Source organism: Geminicoccus sp. (genome assembly GCF_036263595.1).
GTDB lineage: Bacteria > Pseudomonadota > Alphaproteobacteria > Geminicoccales > Geminicoccaceae > Geminicoccus.
This window is the reverse complement of the sequence record NZ_DATAGQ010000198.1, coordinates 1-3,985: the sequence shown is the minus strand read 5'-3', so window position 1 is coordinate 3,985 and position 3,985 is coordinate 1. Positions and strand designations below refer to the sequence as shown.

Below are 3,985 nucleotides of genomic sequence, written 5' to 3'. Positions count from 1 at the left end.
TGGCGCCCATCACCTCGTGCTCGTTGAGGCGATCGCCGGACAGGGAGGCGACGGTCCTGCCGTCGCGCATGACATAAGCCCGGTCCGATCCCTCAATGATCTCCTCTACTTCGGACGAAACCATCAGCACGGCCAGGCCGTCGCGTGCCAGCTCCCGGATCAGCGACTGGATTTCAGCCTTCGCACCGACATCGATGCCGCGCGTCGGCTCGTCCAGGATCAGGAGCTTGGGGTTCATGCAAAGCCAGCGCGCCAGCAGCACCTTTTGCTGGTTGCCGCCTGACAGCTCGCGGATCGGCTGGTCGGGGCTGGCGCACTTCACGCCCAGGCGCTTGATGAATTTCTCGACAATCCGCCCCTGCTCAGCCTCGTCGACGATGCCGGCCTTGGCCAGGTGAGGCAGGAGCGCCAGGGTCAGGTTCTCGCGAACCGACAGCTCGGGCACGATACCCTCGACCTTGCGGTCCTCGGTGCAAAACCCGATGCCGCGGCCGATCGCGTCGATGGGCTCCTTCGGTGCAAAGGGCTGTCCGTCCAGCCGGATCTCCCCCGCATCCGGATGATCGGCGCCGAACAACAGGCGGACAGTCTCGGTGCGGCCGGCGCCGAGAAGGCCGGCCAGGCCCACGATCTCGCCGGCCCCCACCTCCAGCGTCGCGTCCTGCACGCGGGGCGCCGCCTTCATGCCCGCCAGCGAGACAACCTGGCGATGCGCGCCATGCGTCTTTTCGCCGAACGCCGTGGCTCCCTGCCGGGCGACCGTGTTCAGGTCGCGGCCGAGCATCGTCGCGACCAGATCCAGCTTGTTCACCGCCGACATGTCGGCGGCGCGGACGGTCGTGCCGTCGCGCATGATCGTCACGCGGTCGCAGACTGCATAAAGCTCGTCGAGCTTGTGCGACACGAAGACGACCGAGACGCCCTCCCGCTTGATCTGCCGGATGACGTCGAACAGCACCTCGACCTCGCGATCGTCCAGCGACGAGGTAGGCTCGTCCATGATGACCAGCTTCGCCTTGAAGCCCAGAGCCCGGGCGATCGCCACCATCTGCTGGGTAGCCGTCGAGAAGCTGTCCAGGGAGCGGCGCACGTCGATGTCGATCGAGAAGCGTGCCAGCAGGCCCCTCGCCGTCTCGTGCATGCGCTTCCAGTCGATCAGGCCGAACCGCTTGGGCTCGCGGCCCAGGCAGATGTTCTCGCTGACCGAGCGTAAGCCGACCAGGTTGATCTCCTGGTAGATCGTGCTGATCCCGGCCGCCTGCGCCGCCTGCGGCGAGCCGACCTCGAAAGGCTGGCCGTCGAACATCACGCTGCCGGCATCGCGCCGGTGGTAGCCGGTCAGCACCTTGATCAGCGTCGACTTGCCAGCACCGTTCTGCCCGATCAGTGCATGGACTTCCGCAGGACCGACACTGAAGTCGGCGCCGCGCAGCGCCGGGACACCGCCAAAGCTCTTGTCGATGCCGGTCATGGTCAGCAGCGCGCCCGGCTGGGCACGGCCGACCCCGGAGGAGGGCTGCGTCGACATTGGTCTCGATCGCGACTGGGCGTTCATTGGCCGAAACGGCGTTCATTGGCCGAAACGGCGTTGGATCGGCAAACGGGCACCGCGTTTCGACGGCGCCCGCTCACCGATCGTCGACTGCGCGGCTCAGTAGGCGCCGCTGATCAGCTCGGCAGCATTGGAGCTGTCGAAGAACCGATCCTGGTTGATGATCTTCGGCGGGATCTCCTCGCCGTTCGCATACTTCACGAGCGTGTCGTAGGCGACCGGGCCGAAGAACGGGCTGCACTCGACGGTAGCGCCGAGCTTGCCGTCGATGATGGCCTGGAGCGCATCGCGGGTGCCGTCGATCGACACGATCGTGATGTCCTTGCCCGGCACCTTGCCGGCTGCCTCGACGGCGGCAATCGCGCCAACGGCCATCTCGTCATTATGCGCATAGATGGCGGTGGCATCGGGATGGGCCTGCAGCAGGGTCTCGGCGACCTGGCGGCCCTTGTCGCGGGCGAAGTCACCGGACTGGCTCGCCACGATCTGCATGCCCGGGTGGTTCGCGATGACGTCGGCAAAACCCTTGGCGCGGTCGTTGGCGGGCGACGAGCCGGTCGTACCCTGCAGCTCGATGATCTTGGCGTTGCCGCCAGTGCTCTTCACGAGCCACTCGGCCGCGCGCTGGCCTTCCTCGATGAAGTCCGAGCCGATGAAGGTGACGTAGTCACGGCCCGCCTGGGCCAGGCTCGGGTCGACCGAGCGGTCCAGCAGGATCACCGGGATGCCCTGGCGCTTGGCGGCCATCACGGCCGGAATCAGCGGCTTCTCCTCGCGGGGAGCCAGGAAGATCGCGTCGACGCCCTGGGCGATCATCGAGTTGACGTCGGCCACCTGCTTGGCCGCCGAGCCCGCCGCGTCAGTGTAGACCAGCTGCCAGCCGCGCTTTTGCGCCTCGTCCTGCATGCTCTTGGTCTGAGCGATGCGCCACGGATTGTTGCTCTCGGTCTGGGCGAAGCCGACACGGTACGTGTCCTTCTTCTCCAGCTTGGGCAGTTCCTGTGCCTGGGCAACTCCCACGCCCAGCGCGACCACCGCCGTCGCAGCGGCAAGCCTCATGACCGTACGTCTGAACATCTTCGTTCCTCCCGACCACGGACCGGCTCAAGCGCTGGCCCAATGTTGCTCGCGCCCTGACTGTGGGCCGCGCCGATCCGGCCCAGATCGAGCCGAACTCTGTTTCCAATCGGCTTTTTGGTCCGACCATATCGAGAGCGTATGCTCCTGATGGAGCAGCTGTCAATCCAAGTCCTGCGTTGCTTGCCTGCCTCTGTACATCAAGCATGCACAGGTTCAGGATGCCGACTGGTCAGTTTGGTCATACCAAACCTGTTGAACTGGATGCTGTTCGGTCATGTTGGCGAAACAGAGCGACGATCCGGCGACATCCGCTCCGGCGGCCAGCGCAGACGAAGATCCGCCTGTGGGACGACGCGTCCTGGTGGAGCCTGTTCCTGGGATCCGGCTCGGGGACACGGTCGCCGACGCCCTGGGCAGGATGATCGAGACGGGCGAGCTCGTGCATGGCGAGCGGCTTCCATCCGAGCGGGATCTGATGCGGCAGTTCGGTGTCAGCCGGGTCGCGGTCCGCGAGGCGATCGCCGCACTGGCCAGCCGTGGCATCCTGCTGACCCGCCCGGGCCACCGGCCGATCGTCCAGAAGCCGGATTTCGGGGTGGCGCTCGGCACGTTGGGGGGACTGGTGCGGCATCTGGTGGCGGACGAGGCCGGCGTCTGGAACCTCTTCGAGACTCGTATCTTCCTGGAAGCCGCGCTGGTCAGGCATGCCGCCGTGCATGCGCGCCCCGCCAACATCGCCGAGCTTGAGCGAGGGCTTGCGGCCAACCGCGAGGCGATCGGCGATTCGCCTCGCTTCTACGCCACCGATGTCGCCTTCCACGGGATCCTCTACCGGATCCCCGGCAACCCGATCTATCCAGCCGTGCATCGCGCTTATGTCGACTGGCTATCCGAGCACTGGGCACGGATGCCACGCGGCACCCTGATCGACCGGATGAACTACAAGTCGCACGAGGGCATCTTCGAGGCGATCGTCCGGCGTGATGCCGATGCCGGCGAGCGTGTGCTCAGGACCCATCTGTTGACGGCATGGGAGTTTGTGCGCACGACCTTCGGCAGCGATCCCGCCGGCGGGCTCCTCGCCGAGCCCGAGAACGTCACCGATCACGGCTGAAGCGATAGCATGATCGTAGCGTCCGGCGGCTGGCCGATGCTGCGGCATCGACGGCCTGGGCAGAGCTTGCTCCCACGCGTAGTTCCTGGGGTGCATGCGTCCGGCATGCCAAGATCGGGGAAGCAGACGAATGAACAAGCGCACCCTACTGAAGTCCTTCGCCGTCCTCTCCCTGCTGGCCGGCACGTCGGCCGCGATGGCGCAGACTGCCCCGCCCAAACGGATCATGGTCTATGGCG

Annotated in this window: 3 protein-coding genes; 1 reads left to right on the top strand and 2 read right to left on the bottom strand. The window is 66.2% G+C overall.

Annotated elements, in window-relative coordinates:
• The coding region (locus VHL31_RS21495; protein WP_329663290.1) for a sugar ABC transporter ATP-binding protein at positions 1-1,528 on the bottom strand (1,528 nt) is incomplete at its 3' end.
• Between the two features lie 123 nt (positions 1,529-1,651).
• Positions 1,652-2,629, bottom strand: a complete 978-nt coding sequence (locus VHL31_RS21490) for an ABC transporter substrate-binding protein (protein WP_329663289.1) — start codon at positions 2,627-2,629, stop codon at positions 1,652-1,654.
• Between the two features lie 364 nt (positions 2,630-2,993).
• On the opposite strand from VHL31_RS21490, the gene VHL31_RS21485 reads away from it, so the two are divergent.
• The gene (locus VHL31_RS21485) at positions 2,994-3,746 is read left to right on the top strand and encodes an FCD domain-containing protein (RefSeq protein ID WP_329663288.1); all 753 of its coding nucleotides are present in this window, start codon (positions 2,994-2,996) and stop codon (positions 3,744-3,746) included.
• Positions 3,747-3,985 lie beyond the last annotated feature (239 nt).

Bases quoted from the DNA above. Each gene is read 5' to 3' on its own strand.
- VHL31_RS21490 (WP_329663289.1), bottom strand. From the start codon at position 2,629: ATGTTCAGACGTACGGTCATGAGGCTTGCCGCTGCGACGGCGGTGGTC.